Annotated in this window: 12 protein-coding genes; 9 read left to right on the top strand and 3 right to left on the bottom strand. The window is 61.1% G+C overall.

The window, feature by feature from the left end:
- The first annotated feature begins 6 nt into the window (after positions 1-6).
- Positions 7-627 carry an inner membrane-spanning protein YciB gene (locus Q1A89_RS14730; protein WP_299729740.1) on the top strand — a complete coding sequence of 207 codons (621 nt, stop codon included), beginning with the start codon at positions 7-9 and terminating at the stop codon, positions 625-627.
- Positions 628-681: 54 nt separating this feature from the next.
- Here Q1A89_RS14730 and folE2 read toward each other — a convergent pair whose 3' ends face one another.
- Both folE2 and metZ read right to left on the bottom strand, forming a co-directional pair.
- Positions 682-1,785, bottom strand: a complete 1,104-nt coding sequence (gene folE2, locus Q1A89_RS14725; RefSeq protein ID WP_299729738.1) for a GTP cyclohydrolase FolE2 — start codon at positions 1,783-1,785, stop codon at positions 682-684.
- 164 nt (positions 1,786-1,949) lie between these two features.
- Complete coding sequence (gene metZ, locus Q1A89_RS14720; RefSeq protein ID WP_299729735.1) at positions 1,950-3,137, bottom strand: O-succinylhomoserine sulfhydrylase; 1,188 nt, start codon at positions 3,135-3,137, stop codon at positions 1,950-1,952.
- 295 nt (positions 3,138-3,432) lie between these two features.
- On the opposite strand from metZ, the gene Q1A89_RS14715 reads away from it, so the two are divergent.
- The 5 genes from Q1A89_RS14715 to Q1A89_RS14695 all read left to right on the top strand — a co-directional run bounded on the left by Q1A89_RS14715 (position 3,433) and on the right by Q1A89_RS14695 (position 8,680).
- Complete coding sequence (locus Q1A89_RS14715; RefSeq protein ID WP_299729734.1) at positions 3,433-4,371, top strand: alpha/beta hydrolase; 939 nt, start codon at positions 3,433-3,435, stop codon at positions 4,369-4,371.
- A 27-nt stretch (positions 4,372-4,398) separates the two neighbouring features.
- Positions 4,399-5,085 (top strand): glutathione S-transferase N-terminal domain-containing protein, encoded by a 687-nt coding sequence (locus Q1A89_RS14710; RefSeq protein ID WP_299729732.1) that lies wholly within the window; start codon positions 4,399-4,401, stop codon positions 5,083-5,085.
- Positions 5,086-5,238: 153 nt separating this feature from the next.
- Complete coding sequence (locus Q1A89_RS14705; RefSeq protein ID WP_299729729.1) at positions 5,239-5,466, top strand: hypothetical protein; 228 nt, start codon at positions 5,239-5,241, stop codon at positions 5,464-5,466.
- A gap of 106 nt (positions 5,467-5,572) precedes the next feature.
- A complete protein-coding gene (locus tag Q1A89_RS14700; RefSeq protein WP_299729726.1) occupies positions 5,573-7,021 on the top strand; it encodes a TrkH family potassium uptake protein in 1,449 nt (482 codons plus the stop codon).
- Positions 7,022-8,680 carry a thiamine pyrophosphate-binding protein gene (locus Q1A89_RS14695; protein WP_299729722.1) on the top strand — a complete coding sequence of 553 codons (1,659 nt, stop codon included), beginning with the start codon at positions 7,022-7,024 and terminating at the stop codon, positions 8,678-8,680. It abuts the gene before it with no gap.
- Positions 8,681-8,758: 78 nt separating this feature from the next.
- Here the strand turns inward: Q1A89_RS14695 and Q1A89_RS14690 are convergent, their stop codons facing one another.
- Positions 8,759-10,513: a serine protease gene (locus Q1A89_RS14690; RefSeq protein ID WP_366524496.1), complete on the bottom strand. Its 1,755-nt coding sequence runs from the start codon at positions 10,511-10,513 to the stop codon at positions 8,759-8,761.
- A gap of 170 nt (positions 10,514-10,683) precedes the next feature.
- Between Q1A89_RS14690 and Q1A89_RS14685 the strand changes: the two genes are divergently transcribed.
- The 3 genes from Q1A89_RS14685 to glyS are packed head-to-tail and all read left to right on the top strand — an operon-like array spanning position 10,684 to position 14,365.
- Entirely contained in the window at positions 10,684-11,625 is a 942-nt protein-coding gene (locus Q1A89_RS14685) for a glycine--tRNA ligase subunit alpha (protein ID WP_299729720.1), read from the top strand.
- Positions 11,622-12,137 carry a DUF6446 family protein gene (locus Q1A89_RS14680; RefSeq protein ID WP_299729717.1) on the top strand — a complete coding sequence of 172 codons (516 nt, stop codon included), beginning with the start codon at positions 11,622-11,624 and terminating at the stop codon, positions 12,135-12,137. Before Q1A89_RS14685 ends, Q1A89_RS14680 begins: the two co-directional genes overlap by 4 nt.
- Entirely contained in the window at positions 12,137-14,365 is a 2,229-nt protein-coding gene (gene glyS / locus Q1A89_RS14675) for a glycine--tRNA ligase subunit beta (RefSeq protein WP_299729714.1), read from the top strand. Before Q1A89_RS14680 ends, glyS begins: the two co-directional genes overlap by 1 nt.
- The last annotated feature ends 71 nt before the right edge of the window (positions 14,366-14,436 follow it).

Genomic DNA, 14,436 nt, shown 5'->3' with positions numbered 1-14,436 from the left:
CAGAGAATGAGTGAAGCACGCGACATCAACCCGATCCTGAAACAGGTTCTCGAACTCGGGCCTCCGATCGTCTTTTTCCTGATCTACCTGCGGATCAGGGACGAAACCTATACGTGGGGCGGGACCGACTATTCCGGTTTCATCGTGGCTACGCTGATCTTTGTGCCAATCCTTCTGGTGGCGATGGGTGTGCTCTGGGCGATGACGGGCAAGCTGTCGCGTATGCAGATATTCACCGCCTTCATGGTGATCTTCTTTGGCGGGCTGACAGCGTGGTTCAATGACGAGCGGTTCTTCAAGATGAAGACATCGATTGTCTACGGCATATTTGCGCTGCTTTTGGGCATCGGGTTGCTGCGCGGGCAAAGCTGGCTGGCTTATGTGCTCAATGATGCGATGCCAATGCGCCATGAGGGTTGGATGATCCTGACCCGGCGGCTGTGTGCAATGTTTGCGAGCCTCGCAGTCGCCAACGAGGTTATCTGGCGCACCATGTCGACGGACGCCTGGGTCAAGATCGAAACCTTCGGCTTTCCCATTGCGCTGATTGGGTTTTTATTCTGGCAAATCAACGCGCTGCAATCCTATCTGATCGAAGAAGGCGACCCGCCGGAGGCGCAGCAGTAGCTACGCCTTACAGGGCAAAAGGGTGTGTAAGGCCGAGGTGTCCTCCGCCCGACATCAGCCGACGTGGAACAGGGTCGAGAACATGCGCGGGTCGATGCTGTCATTGGCAAATGTCACGCCTTCGGTCAGCACGGACACCGCGTCATGGCTGTGCAGGCTTTCCTGATGGCTGGCCACCACGCGGAAATCGCCGACACGGACATCCGCCAGCAACTGTTCACAGAACAGACGTGCCGCGTCCTCGACAAAGATCGGGTTGGCCGCGTTCAACTCGGCAAAAGCCTGTTCGTCTTCACGCTTGACCATCACCTGCGTCTCGGTTGGCACGGCGCGACGGCAAGCCTCGATCAGGTCTTCGAACCACAGGCATTGCGCCTCTGCGTCCAGCACAACCGAAATCCGTGCGACGGATCGCTGCGAATGCGGCGTCGCCAATTGCCCACGGGTCGCGCGGGCGTGTTCTGACAGCTCCAGCGAGCAGGGGCAGGTTGAGGAGTAGACATAGTCCAGATGCATGATCTTTTTGCGCACGCCAGCCTGTTCCACCAGTTCCAGCGCAATGTCGTAATACTGATAGCCCGACAGGCCCGAGCGCAAGGAGTCCACCTTCATCGGGAAGGAAAAGCGCATCTGGATGCGCGCATCAAAAGACTCCAGATCGGATTTGTAGTCGTCCAACGCCGCCTCGATCACCTCAAAACTAAAGGTTTCCTCGGCGTATTTGTAAAACGACCGCATGATCCGGGACATGTTGATGCCCTTCTTGTCGGCCTCAAGGCTGACCGTGCCGGTCACGGAGGTTTCCAGTGTCAGCGCGTCGCCATCGCGGGTTTGCACGCGCAGAGGCAGGCGGAAATTCGAGATGCCCACGTGCTGGATCTGCTGGTTGGCACCGCGGATCAAACTCGATGGACCGTTTTGCAGGTCAGGCAGGGTCGCCTTGTAGTGATCGTTGACGGCAAAATCAGAAGGGTAATCACGCTCGAACGCGGGGTAATCTACTGCATCCGAGCCCGGCACAAGGCGGGCGACTGAAGGGTCAAGTTCAAGCATTTCGGTGGTTGTGGCGGATTTCGCCCAGCGGCGCAGCACATCCAGTGCCGCTTCGGCTTCGTCGCGTTCGGGTATTGCAGTGATGTCGGGCGTATGAATGTTCATAGAAGTAGCCCCCCTTTCTGTCTTGCGTTGAACAGCATGTAAGCCGTTCAGGCGTCTTGTCCAATAGTGCTAACGCATACGTGCGCGGATGCAACATGGATGACAAATAGGCGGGGGTGTCGTCAATTTCTGGCAGTTGGCCGCCCGAATGCGACCAACCTGCATTATTGTGCCTGATCAAGGGCCTGCAGGATGTCTCCAATCAGGTCCTGAGCGTCTTCGAGGCCGACAGACATGCGCACAAGACCCGGCGTGATGCCAAGATGATCCTTTTGATCCTGCGGCAGGCGCTGGTGCGTGGTGGTGGCCGGGTGGGTCAGAATCGACTTGGCGTCCCCCAGATTGTTCGAGATCACCGGGATGCTCAGCGCGTTGAGGAATTTGAACGCCGCCGCCTGTCCGCCCGCAAGGTCGAGCGACAGAACCGTACCCCCGTTGCCCTCCATCTGGCGCTGCACCAGCGCGTTCTGGGCATGGCTGTGATGGCCCGGATAGATGACGCGCGACAAGGCGCCGTGTCCTTGCAAAGCGTCGGCAATGGCAAGAGCCGAAGCGGCTTGCGCGCGCACCCGTAAATCCAGTGTTTCCAGACCCTTGAGCATCACCCAGGCCGTGAAAGGCGACATCGAACCGCCTGTGTGCTTCATGTAGGGCTCAACCGTTTTGCGGATGAATTCGCGCGTGCCAAGGATGATCCCACCCAGCGCGCGCCCTTGCCCGTCAATATGCTTGGTCGCCGAATAGATCACCACATCCGCGCCTTGCTCGATCGCGTTCGAAAACACCGGTGTGGCAAAGACATTGTCGACCAGAACCGTTGCACCAACCGCGTGGGCAAGCGCGGAGACGGCCGCAATATCAACGACTTCGAGCGTCGGGTTGGAAAGTGCCTCGAAAAAGACGGCCCGCGTGCCCGGTGTGATCGCTGCGCGCCACTGATCAAGATCGGTGCCGTCTACGAACTCCACTTCGACCCCGTAGCGGGTCAGGATGTCCTCGAGCACGTAAAGGCACGATCCAAACAGCGCACGCGATGACACAACCCGGTCGCCCGCCTTGAGCATCGAGGTCAGCGCTCCGGACACGGCCGCCATGCCAGAGGCCGTGGCAAAACCGTCCTCAGCCCCCTCGAGCATTGCAATGCGGTCTTCGAACATGGCCACGGTCGGATTGCCGTAACGGGCATAGATGAACTCGTCTTCGCCTGCGGATTCAAAGCGCTGGGCGGCGGCTTCGGCGCTGTCATAGACAAAGCCCTGGGTGAGAAAGATCGCCTCGCTCACCTCGCCGTACTGACTGCGGCGGGTGCCGCCATGCACGGCGCGGGTGCGCGGATTCCATGTGTCGCTCATGTGTGTTGCTCCAACTTCGGCGGGCCTGAAATCGGGGTCAGGCCACAAAAAACCCCCAAGCGCGGTCAAGCGAAAGGGGGGCTTTCATCCTGACCTTTTAGCGGAGTTTTCCGACCTGACCTTCGGGTGAAAGCGTCGGGGTGGCCCGCAATCCGGTAACAAATCGCCACGGCGCATCCAATAGGCGCAGATCGGGGGCAGGTCAACACCGTCACGGTCCTGAAACTTTAAATTCATGTCTGCGTCGTATGTCTGGATCATAGCAGCCCCACTAGATGTGGTAGGAGGTGCTTTGATGCCCATCCTGAGACTGAATGCAGGCCCCGACGGCTTGTCACTTCACGGCTCTCCGGCCGCGGCCATTCCTGCGATCCGCACTGCCGCCAAAGGCACCGGGCCGGTGATGGTTCTGATCCATGGCTGCAAATACGACCCCACAGACACGAGCCACTCACCCCACACCTCGATTTTCGGCACCGAACCGCATCACCACAAGGTGGGTCATGTGAAATGGCTGCGCCATCTGGGCTTTTGCACCGGGGATGTGGACGAGGGGTTGGCCATCGCTTTTGCCTGGCCCGCGCGGGGTACGCTTTGGCGTGCGCAGCGTGCGGCCCGGGTGGCGGGGCGGCATCTGGCGGATGTGATTGCGCTGCTGCGCCTCCGCGCGCCCAACCGCCCCATTCACGTGATCAGCCATTCGATGGGGTCCGAGGTGATCTTTGAGGCGCTGACCAATCTGCCCCCAAATGCGGTGCAGCGCATCATTGCGCTGTCAGGGGCCAGCTATGCCAGCCGCGCCACTGCGGCGATGCAAAGCCTTGCGGGGCGGAGTGCTGAGCTTTTCAACGTGACCAGCCGGGAAAACGATGTGTTCGATTTCATGTTCGAGCGTCTGATCGCACCACCCGTGCGCGGCGACTGGGCGTTGGGCAACGGCATTGTGTTGCCCAATGCGGTCAACATCCAGCTTGATTGCCCGCGTACGCTGGCCGCGCTGACCCGCTTTGGCGGGCATATCGCATCGCCGCGCCGCCGCATGTGTCACTGGTCGGGCTATACCCGTCCTGGCGTGTTGCGCTTCTATGCCCATGTGCTGCGCGCCCCCAAGGTCGTCACCTTGCGCGAGATCCAGCAAACGCTGCCCGAGGCCGCCGCCCCCCGCTGGTCACGCATGTTTGCACGCCCGCGCGTCATGCTGAGCTTGCCCATGGCGGAGAAACCCGCATCATGATCCCCGTACATCACGGGGGAGTAGCGGATGATCGACCTGTATTTCTGGCCCACGCCAAACGGCTGGAAAGCCTCTATCGCGCTTGAAGAATTCGAACTGCCCTACACCACACATCTGGTGGACATTGGCAACGGCGATCAGTTCAAGCCCGAGTTTCTCAAGATATCTCCGAACAACCGCATGCCCGCAATCGTCGACCCTGACGGGCCGGACGGCGCGCCGATCTCGATCTTTGAATCCGGGGCGATCCTGCAATATTTGGCGCGCAAAACGGGCAAGTTTTGTGGCGCGACCGAGCGTGAGCGGATCGCGGTTGATCAATGGCTGATGTGGCAAATGGGAGGGGTCGGGCCGATGGCCGGGCAGACCCACCATTTCCTGAAATACGCGCCGCAAATGGGCCACGACATTCCCTATGCCAAAGACCGCTACCGGGGCGAGACAGGGCGCCTATACGGTGTTCTTGACCGGCAACTGGCGGAACATGAGTTCGTGGCCGGCGCCTATTCCATCGCCGACATGGCGATCTGGCCCTGGGCCTCCCTATGGGAAGGGCAAGAGCAAAGCCTTGAGGACAAACCGCATCTGGCGCGCTGGCTTGATGCGGTGGGCGCACGTCCTGCCGTGCAGGCAGGCCGTGCCCTGCATGCTGACAAGCGCAAGACCCAGCATGACCAGAAAGGCAAGGACCTGCTGTTCAAGCAAGGGCAATAGCTGACATCCAGCCCTCTGATTTCACTGCAATTCAAATACCTTACCCGCTGCCCGCAACCCGGCTATGCAGGATTGGCAATGGTATTCTGCGCTGCGGCATCCTAAGTCTGAACCATCGGGAGGACGAGAAATCAAACCCATACGAGGTAACCGATGGCTTATGTAACACAGTCCCTTTCCACCCCATTTTCCAGCATCTGGGCCGGCATCTCCGGCTTCTTTGCAAATGTCGGCCGCGCGATGATCGTGTCGTCCTCGGCTGAGGCGCGTTTGCGCAAGGTCGAGTTTTTGAACGCGAAATCCGATGAAGAACTGGCCGCTCTGAACCTGCGCCGCGAAGACATTCCGGCCTTTGTGTTCCGCGACCTGATGCACATCTGAACAAGGCGCAAAAGCCCGGGCAACCCTTGGGCTTTTTGCTTGGCCCCGCTCTCTGCGCCGCTGCACCGCTTGACACCCCGCCCGCAGCCCTTCAACGCTGGGCGCGATGTTTGACCTGCGCCCTGTTGGATACGTGATCGGTTTGCTTGTCGCGATGCTTGGCGCCGCGATGGTGGTGCCGATGGTCATGGACCTTGCGGACGGCAACGGCCACTGGGCGGTGTTTGCCGAAAGCGGCGTTGTCACCCTGCTTGTGGGCAGCGCCATCGCGATGAGCTGTTCCAACAGCGTGCGCGAAGGGCTGACGATCCAGCAGACCTTTTTGCTGACCACCGGGGTCTGGCTGGCCTTGCCCGTCTTTGGGGCCTTGCCGTTTTATCTCGGCGCGACCGAGGCCCGCTTTGTCGATGCGTTTTTCGAGGCGATGTCGGGGCTGACCACCACTGGCTCCACCGTGTTTTCCGGGCTTGAGGCGTTGCCGCGCGGTCTGCTGTTGTGGCGGGGCATCCTGCAATGGCTCGGTGGCATCGGGATCATTGTTGTGGCCATGGTGTTCCTGCCCGAACTGCGGGTGGGCGGCATGCAGATTTTCCGCACCGAAGGCTTTGATACCTTTGGTAAAATCCTGCCTCGAGCCACGGAAATCGCCAGCCGCATTTCGGTCATCTATGTGGGCCTGTCGCTGATCTGTGCGCTTGCGTATATCAGCGCGGGCATGGGCCCGTTTGATGCCGTGGTGCATGCCATGACAACCATCGCAACGGGCGGTTTTGCCAATTACGATGCCTCTTTTGCCGCCTTCGACGCGCCGGTGTCTTACGTGGCCTGCCTGTTCATGATCATGGCGGCCTTGCCATTTGTCCGCTTTGTTCAGCTAAGCGCAGGCACCGCCCGGCCGTTGCTGCAAGACACGCAGATCCATGTCTTTCTCGTCACCGCATTCATCATCGCGGCCCTGATCACCGGCTGGAACCTGACCAATGCCAATGCGAGCGGCGAGGAAGCGCTGCGCTTTGCCCTGTTCAACTCGGTGTCGCTGATGACGGGCACGGGCTATGCCAATGCCGATTACGGCCAATGGGGCAGTTTCGCGATTGCGGTCCTGTTCTTCACCGGGCTGATCGGGGGCTGTGCGGGTTCGACCGCCTGCTCGATCAAGGTGTTCCGCTATCAGCTGCTGTTTGCCTCGATCAAATCTCAGCTGCAAAAAACGCGCACCCCGCATGGCATCTTTACCCCGCGCTATGCGGGCCGCCCGGTGGGCGAGGACGTGTTGAACTCGGTCATGTCATTCCTGATGTTCTTTACCGTCACGCTGGGCCTGTTGTCGGTGGCGCTGGCGATGACGGGCCTCGATTTTGTCACGTCGCTGTCTGGCGCGGCCACGGCGCTGGCCAATGTGGGCCCCGGATTTGGCGACCAGATCGGGCCTGCGGGCAACTTTTCGACGCTCAACGACACGGCCAAATGGCTGCTGGCCGCCGCGATGCTGATCGGGCGGTTGGAGCTGATGGCCGTCTACGTGATCTTTACCGTTGGTTTCTGGAGAGCCTGAATGGAACGACCCCTTGGTGCCCAAATCTCGCACATGCTCAAGGATCGCGGGGTCGATGTGATCTTTGGCATTCCGGGCGTGCACAATCAGGAAATGTATCGCGGCATCGAAGAGGCCGGGATCACCCATGTGCTGGCGCGCCACGAACAGGGGGCGGGGTTCATGGCTGATGGCTATGCGCGCGCAACGGGCAAGCCGGGAGTGGCTTATGTGATCACCGGGCCGGGGCTGTGCAACATCATGACGCCGATGGGGCAGGCCTATTCGGATTCGGTGCCGTTACTGGTGATATCGAGTTGTCTGGACGAGACAGCGGCCAAGCGTGGTCAGCTGCACCAGATGAAGGATCAGCGCGGCGCGGCAGAGACAGTCTGTGACTGGTCAGAAGAGGCGCGCACGGCAGAGGCCGCCTATGCGCTGGTGGATCGCGCATTGATCGAGTTCGAAACCAAGCGTGCGCGCACCAAACACATTCAGGTGCCGATTTCCGTTCTGGAAGGGCGAGCAGGCCCATTTCAGCGATGGCGGCCCGAGACCGCAGGTCCAAGCGACGGCAAGTTTTCCGTTACCCGCCTGCCTGGTGCGATCACATCCACTGCGCCGTTGGATGTGGTCGATATGTTGGCGATGAAGCTGTTGCATTCGGAACGTCCGCTTTTTGTGTTCGGCGGCGGCGCCGTGATGCTTGGCGTGCAAGGCAGCTCGGTCCGTTCGGTCCTCAGTCAATGTAATGCTGCGGCCTTTACCAGCTACGCGGGGCGCGGCATCGTTCCGTCGGATTGGGAATTGTCATTTGGCTCCACCCTGGCCCGTCCCGATAGCGCAGCGGTGCTTGATGCCAGCGATTGTGTTGTATTTGTGGGCACGGATATGGCTCAGGTCGATACGTGGCGCGACAATGCCGGTCACCGTCCCGGCGCCTATCACATCAATACCGATTCCGAAGTGTTGGCGCGCGCCCATCCGTCTGATTGGTGTCTTCAACAGGAGGCGTTGGATGTGATGGTCAAGCTGGATGTGGCCTTGTCCAAGCACAGGGAAAACGTCTCAAAACCTCCCAAATCGGGATGGTCGCCAGATATCGTTGCCGGATATCGTGCTCGTTGGCGGGCAGAACTCGACGCCGAACGCCCGGGCATTGTCCCCATCTGCGACGCCCTGCGCGACGCCGTCCCACCCGACACCATGATCTATTCCGACATGACCCAACTGGCGTACGCCGCCAAGGAGGTCTGGGACATGGACCGCCCCGGGCACTGGCACCACCCCACGGGGTTCGGCACGTTGGGCTACGCGACCCCTGCGGCCATTGGGGGCGCCGTGGCGCGTAAAGGTAAGCCGACCATGGCGATCATCGGGGATTACGGTTTTCACTACACCATGGGCGAACTGGGCGTGGCGGTTGAGCTGGGCCTGCCGCTCCCCATCATCCTGTGGGACAATGCCAAGCTGGGCGAGATCGAGGCTTCCATGGTATCCGCCCAGATCGCGCCCAATGCCGTGATCGCGCGCAATCCGGATTTCTGCAAACTGGCCGAAGCCTTCGGAGCCAATGCAGTTGCCCCGCAAACGCTGACCGAGATGCAAGAGGCCGTGAAAGGCGCTTTCACCGCAGACGGCCCCACCCTGATCTACCTCACTCCGGCAATCAGCCCGTAAGTTTCTTCTGACCAAAAATACCATTGGGGAGGCGCGGCACGCGCCGGGGGCAAAGCCCCCACTCAATCCCCCGCGCGCCTAGTCCCAGCAGCTGACCAACACGGTCATGCCCGTTGCCTCACCGGTAAGATCCACCGGGTCGATGGGTGTCGCACTGTCCGTCCCGGCAGCGGCCATGCCCGCCTGTTCCAGCACACCCTGCAAGGCACCCCGGTCGAGCGCGAAGCGCACGCCTTGCGGCAGGGCGCGGCCTGATTGCGCCTCGGGCAGCAACATGCCCAGAACACCGCCGCCTGCATCCAGCACTGGCCCGCCCGCATCGCCGGGCAGGGTGCCCATGTCCATGCGTAGCACGTCAGGCTCTCCGCCAAGACCCCGCACATCGCTGAGCGTGCCAAAGGTCATGGATGGCGCGCCCAGCACGCCCTCGAAACTGTACCCCGACGTTGCGACCTCGGACTGCAGACGCGGGGTGATGTCGCTGAACCGGGCCACGGCCAGCGGGGCCAGATCGGTGGTGGGCGTCAGCACGGCCACGCCGCGCGCAGCATCCACAAGGGCCACATCTGCTTCGGTCTCGCTGTCGAGCGTCACGCGTCCGCAGGATCCCACCACTTCGGAGGTGGTGATCACGGTCCCCCGCCGATCCACGAAAAAGCCCGAGCGCGACAGGCGCGGTTTGCGCACCTCGAGGCCAGAGACGAGATCGATGGCCTGTTCCTCGGTGGTGGCGCTGGGCGGGATAACCCCGGCCAACCGTTCAAGGCTGTTGCTCATCTCGGCAATCAGGCGCGAACGCCGTTCCTCATCGCCCGCAGGCCAGATCAGGGTAAAGCCTTTGATCTGCCCGTCCTGCAGCGACACGCGGGTTTCGGAAATGCGGGTCGCATCCTCGCCCACCAACGTGAATGACAGGTCCCGCCGTTCGCGCGGCCCGTCCAGCGGCACGATGTCGAGGGTCTGCATGATGTCATAGAGGCCAAACAGGGTCGATTGATCGCCCGCCTGACTGATCAGCAGCACGGTCGCATCAATCTCGCCCGACGACGTGTAATGGGCAAAGGGGTATTCGTATTTCTGGAAGGCAACCACGTCCATGGGCAGGATGATTTCGATTCCGGCGGTCTCGTCACGGACGGAGGCGAGGCCCAGATCGTTCAGCACGGCATTGTAGTCCCGCAAAAGGGCCGCGCGTTGGCCGGTGGTCAGAATGCCCGTGGCCTCAAACCCTTTCTGGTCCTGCCATGCGGACATGGCGGCGCGCGTGCCACGGCCAAAGGCGCCGTCGATGGCACCGGGATAGACCCCGGCCCATTTCAACATGATCTGCAACTGCTCGCGTCCGGCGCGGGTCAGCAAGCGTTCGCTGCGCTGGGCCTCGGCGCGGGTTTCATCCGGGGCAGGCGGAGCGGCCACGGGTTCTGCGGCAGGTGTCGGCTCCACCGGGGGGGAGGCTGCAGGCGTGTCCACAGGTGCCTCAACCGCGCCGCGATCCAGCACATTGGCGCCCACGGGCCAGAATTGCTGTCGGAAGGTCGTGCCAAGGGCGATGTAGCTGTCCCGGGGAATGACCCCTTCGTTGCGGTAGACGCGCAGCACCTGTTCGGCGTCAGGGCGAGTGTAGGGCCCAAGGGCGATCCCGTACCAGCCACCGCCAAGGGAAAAGCCGTTCACATCCGGCACATCGGCGGCATAGGCCCGGGCGCGATCTGTCGCCTCGCTGAGGCTGGGTTGGGCTTCGATCTGCACCCACACCACATTGTCCTGCGCAAACCCCGCGCCGCACCACACGAGGATCACCGCCCACGCAAACGCTACCCGTCTGAAAATCACCCGATATCCCCTTTAAAGGTCTTTGTGCCGTTTTTCCTGATGCGCAGACTAAGCAGGAAACCGCGCAAAGAAAATGGGGGAATACCCGCAAAAAAGACACCGCACGTGCAATTGACCTCCCCATGGGCGGGCCGTAGGAAAGGCGCGCATCCATCAAGGGGCCATGCGCCATGTCCAACCTGCCCGAAACACCGCGTTCCTTTCAGGACATCATCCTGAGATTGCAGTCCTACTGGGCCTCCAAAGGCTGTGCGATTCTGCAACCCTACGACATGGAAGTCGGAGCAGGGACGTTCCACCCTGCGACAACATTGCGCAGCCTTGGCACGCAGGCCTGGGCCGCAGCCTATGTGCAGCCCTCGCGCCGCCCCACGGACGGGCGCTATGGCGAGAACCCGAACCGGCTGCAGCACTATTACCAATACCAGGTGCTGATCAAACCCAGCCCGCCCGATCTGCAGGAACTGTATCTCGGCTCGCTTGAGGCCATTGGCGTGGACATGGCCCTGCACGACATCCGCTTTGTCGAGGATGACTGGGAAAGCCCGACGCTGGGCGCATGGGGTCTGGGCTGGGAAGTCTGGTGTGACGGCATGGAAGTGTCGCAATTCACGTATTTCCAACAGGTTGGCGGGCATGACTGCCATCCCGTCTCGGGAGAGCTGACCTATGGGCTCGAGCGGCTCGCGATGTACATCCTTGGCGTCGATCACGTGATGGACATGCCGTTCAACAATCCGCAAACCCCCATCCCGCTGACCTACGGCGACATCTTCAAACAGACCGAAGAGGAATACGCACGCTGGAATTTCGACGTGGCCAATACGGACGTGCTGCTGGATCAGTTCAAGGAGGCCGAGGCCGAATGCGAAAAGATCCTTGCTCAGGAACATGTGGACCCCAAGACCGGCAAGCGGATCATCATGGCGCACCCGGCCTATGACCAGTGCATCAAGGCCTCCCATATGTTTAACCTGCTGGACGCGCGCGGCGTAATCTCGGTCACCGAACGGCAGGCCTATATCGGACGGGTGCGCGCGCTCGCCAAGCAATGTGCGGATGCGTTTGTGCAGACCCGCGCGGGCGGCTGGCAGCCCGAGGACGCGGCGTGAACGGGAAAATCATTGTGAGCAGCATCCTTGTTTCGGCCGTCCTTGGCGGTGCCGCCCTGTATTATCTGCAGGTCTACGGGTTTTACGAACCGGTGGCCGAGGCCCAGGTGCAGCTTGTGTCAGTGGTGTCAGACGCGCCCGAGCCGATCACCATCGACGCCTTCGAGGCGATTGACGCGGACAGCTCGCCCATCCGCTACCGCGCCTGTTTCACCACGGATATGTCGCTGTCGCTGCTCACCGAAACCTTTGTCGGGCTCGAAGATGCAACGCCGCGCAATGCGCCGCACTGGTTTGACTGCTTTGACGCCGACGCGATCGCCGCCGAACTCTACGCAGGCACGGCGCTGCCGTTTCTGGGCCAGAAGAACGTGGAATTCGGCGTCGACCGGATTGTCGCCATCACCGAGGACGGGCGGGGCTATGTCTGGCACGAACTCAATGATTGTGGCGAAAAAGCCTATGACGGGACCATCGTGGGCGAAGAATGCCCAAAACGGGACAGTGAATAATGCCTGATCTTCTGATCGAACTCTTTTCCGAGGAAATCCCCGCGCGCATGCAAAGCCGTGCTGCGCAGGATCTGCAAAAGCTGGTGACCAATGGGCTGGTCGAGGCGGGGCTGACCTATGCCTCGGCGGCGGCCTTTTCCACACCGCGCCGCCTCACCCTGACAGTCGAGGGGTTGCTTGCCAGCTCGCCCACCACCCGCGAAGAGCGCAAAGGCCCCAAGGCCGACGCCCCGGAAAAGGCGATCGAGGGGTTCCTGCGTGGCGCGGGCCTCTCCCGCGATCAGATCGAAACGCGCGAGACGCCCAAAGGTGCCGTGCTGTTTGCCGTGATCGAGAAACCGGGTTGCCCGGCGGCAGAGATCATTGCCGAAGTGTTGGAAAGCACCATCCGGAATTTCCCTTGGCCCAAGTCGATGCGCTGGGGCAGTGGTGCGCTGAAATGGGTGCGCCCGCTGCATTCGATCCTGTGCATCCTCACGGATGAGGCAGGCTGCGACGTGGTGCCGCTGGATGTGGACGGGATCACCTCCGGGGCGACAACCCAAGGCCACCGCTTCATGGCACCTGCACAGATTTCTGTAACGTCCTTTGAGGATTACAGTGCAAAGCTCAAGCGCGCCAATGTGGTGCTGGATGCCGCCGAACGGGCTGACGCGATCTGGCATGCAGCGACCAACACGGCCTTTGCAAGCGGGCTTGAGGTGGTCGAGGATGCGGGCCTGTTGGCCGAGGTCGCGGGCCTGGTCGAATGGCCTGTGGTGCTGATGGGCCGGATCGGGGACGACTTCCTCGACCTGCCGCCCGAAGTGCTGCAGACCTCCATGAAAGAGCACCAAAAGTTCTTCTCGGTCCGCAATCCGAAGACGGGTCGAATCGAACGCTTCATCACCGTCGCCAACCGCGAAACCGCGGACAATGGGGCTACGATCCTCGCCGGCAACGAAAAGGTGCTGAGCGCACGCCTGTCGGATGCAAAATTCTTTTGGGAGAATGACCTGCGCGTCGCCAAATCCGACATGAGTGTGTGGACGCAAGCGCTTGAAAACGTGACGTTCCACAACGAACTTGGATCACAGGCCGACCGCATCAACCGCATCGCTGCCCTGGCCCGCGAACTCGCGCCCGTCGTCGGCGCAGACCCTGACATGGCCGAAGAGGCCGCGCGTCTGGCCAAGGCCGATCTCAGCAGCGAAATGGTCTATGAATTCCCGGAACTTCAAGGGCTTATGGGGCGGTATTACATCGAATCTGCCGGTCGCAATGCAGCCGTCGCCGCCGCCGCGCAGGAACATTACTCGCCATTGGGTCCGTCCGACGATGTGCCCACAGCGCCTGTTTCCGTGGCCGTCGCGCTCGCGGACAAACTCGACACGCTGACAGGCTTCTGGGCGATAAATGAGAAACCCACGGGGAGTAAGGACCCTTTTGCGCTACGTCGAGCGGCGTTGGGGGTTATTCGGTTGGTGTTGGAGAGTGGCACAAATTTACGTTTGAACTCTGTATTAGTCACACAACTGGCTTTGATGCTTGGCAACAGCCAAGTCGAAGTAACTCGTGAAGCATACATGAAGTACATTCGCCAAGCTGACGATGCCGGCTTGGACTTCGTTGCCGATGATTTCTGGAAGGCCTTCCTGGAAGTAGCTCCAGATATGGACCAAGATATTCAAGAAGAAGCGATCGCTGCGGCTCCACATGCCGCAAACAACCTGCTGTCCTTTTTCCACGACCGCCTGAAAGTGTACCTCAAGGACCAAGGCATCCGCCACGACATCATCGACGCCTGCATCGCGATGGAGGGCAACGACGACCTCACACTTCTGGTCAAACGCGCCAAAGCCCTCTCCGAAACCCTCGCAACGGACGATGGCCAAAACCTCATCCAGGGCTTCAAACGCGCCAACAACATCCTCACCCAGGCCGAAGAGGCGGACGGCGTCGAATACTCCTATGGTGCGGACCCCAAATTCGCCGAAACCGATGAGGAACGCGCGCTGTTCACCGCCCTCGACGCCGCCGAGGCGCAAATCACCCCGGCCATGGCCGCGCAGGACTTCACCCCCGCCATGTCCGCCATGGCGACCTTGCGCGCACCCATTGATGCGTTCTTTGAAGCCACGCAAATCAACACCGACAACCAGACCGTCCGACGCAACCGGCTGAACCTGCTCAGCCGTATACGCACCCTGTGCCTGTCGGTCGCGGACCTCACCAAAATCGAAGGCTAAGGCTTCTTCTGACCAAAAATACCACGGGGGGAGGCGCATAGCGCCGGGGGGCAGAGCCCCCATCCGGCCCG

It is taken from the genome of uncultured Tateyamaria sp., assembly GCF_947503045.1.
GTDB lineage: Bacteria > Pseudomonadota > Alphaproteobacteria > Rhodobacterales > Rhodobacteraceae > Tateyamaria.
This window is presented reverse-complemented; position numbering and strand designations above follow the sequence as displayed.

Coding starts and splice junctions, on each gene's coding strand:
- Q1A89_RS14730 (WP_299729740.1), top strand. CDS start 7: ATGAGTGAAGCACGCGACATCAACCCGATCCTGAAACAGGTTCTCGAA.
- folE2 (WP_299729738.1), bottom strand. CDS start 1,785: ATGAACATTCATACGCCCGACATCACTGCAATACCCGAACGCGACGAA.
- metZ (WP_299729735.1), bottom strand. CDS start 3,137: ATGAGCGACACATGGAATCCGCGCACCCGCGCCGTGCATGGCGGCACC.
- Q1A89_RS14715 (WP_299729734.1), top strand. CDS start 3,433: ATGCCCATCCTGAGACTGAATGCAGGCCCCGACGGCTTGTCACTTCAC.
- Q1A89_RS14710 (WP_299729732.1), top strand. CDS start 4,399: ATGATCGACCTGTATTTCTGGCCCACGCCAAACGGCTGGAAAGCCTCT.
- Q1A89_RS14705 (WP_299729729.1), top strand. CDS start 5,239: ATGGCTTATGTAACACAGTCCCTTTCCACCCCATTTTCCAGCATCTGG.
- Q1A89_RS14700 (WP_299729726.1), top strand. CDS start 5,573: ATGTTTGACCTGCGCCCTGTTGGATACGTGATCGGTTTGCTTGTCGCG.
- Q1A89_RS14695 (WP_299729722.1), top strand. CDS start 7,022: ATGGAACGACCCCTTGGTGCCCAAATCTCGCACATGCTCAAGGATCGC.
- Q1A89_RS14685 (WP_299729720.1), top strand. CDS start 10,684: ATGTCCAACCTGCCCGAAACACCGCGTTCCTTTCAGGACATCATCCTG.
- glyS (WP_299729714.1), top strand. CDS start 12,137: ATGCCTGATCTTCTGATCGAACTCTTTTCCGAGGAAATCCCCGCGCGC.